The 663-nt window shown below is 64.1% G+C and carries 1 pseudogene (only partly in view); it reads right to left on the bottom strand.

The window, feature by feature from the left end:
• Positions 1 to 181: 181 nt before the first annotated feature.
• A pseudogene (locus LCE31_RS30500) lies at positions 182 to 663 on the bottom strand (CoA-transferase) (it continues 261 nt past the right edge of the window).

The raw sequence follows: 663 nt of genomic DNA on the forward strand, positions 1-663 counted from the left end.
GCAGGACAGAATGCAACAGCAACGGAGCTCCTCAGGTACAAGCTGTCTTGGTCGACTGCCTGTACCAACGAGCTCCGTTACGCTTTGTCCTCGACCCCTCAACGCGCTTGCGTGACCTGCGAAAACGCTAACTTCCCGGCCTTGGGGCAAGGCCCGGTTCCGTCGGGGACGGCGGCGACCGTCAGGTGCGCATAGTTGGGTCGGGGGTGAGCTTGGCAGCTGTTGCCCGGGATATGTCGTCAGTCGTCACACCGGGTGCTGTCTCTACCAGGGTGAATCCGGAGTTCGTGATGTCCAGGACACCGAGATCGGTGATGATCCGGTTGACGACGCCGCCTCCTGTGAGGGGGAGGGTGCAGGTTTCGAGCAGTTTGGATGCACCCTGCCGGTCGCGGTGTTCCATGAGGACGATGACGCGACGGGCGCCGTGGACCAGGTCCATCGCGCCTCCCATGCCTTTGATCATCTTGCCGGGTACGGACCAGTTGGCCAGGTCGCCGTGTCGGGAGACCTGCATGCCGCCGAGGATGGCGACGTCGAGGTGGCGTCCGCGGATCATTCCGAAGGAAAGGGAGGACTCGAAGAGTGCGGCGCCGGGGCGGAGGGTCACTGTCTCCTTGCCCGCGTTGATCAGGTCGGGGTCGACCTTGGCCGGGGTGGGGT

The organism is Streptomyces sp. 8L, assembly GCF_020176795.1.
Classification (GTDB): domain Bacteria; phylum Actinomycetota; class Actinomycetes; order Streptomycetales; family Streptomycetaceae; genus Streptomyces.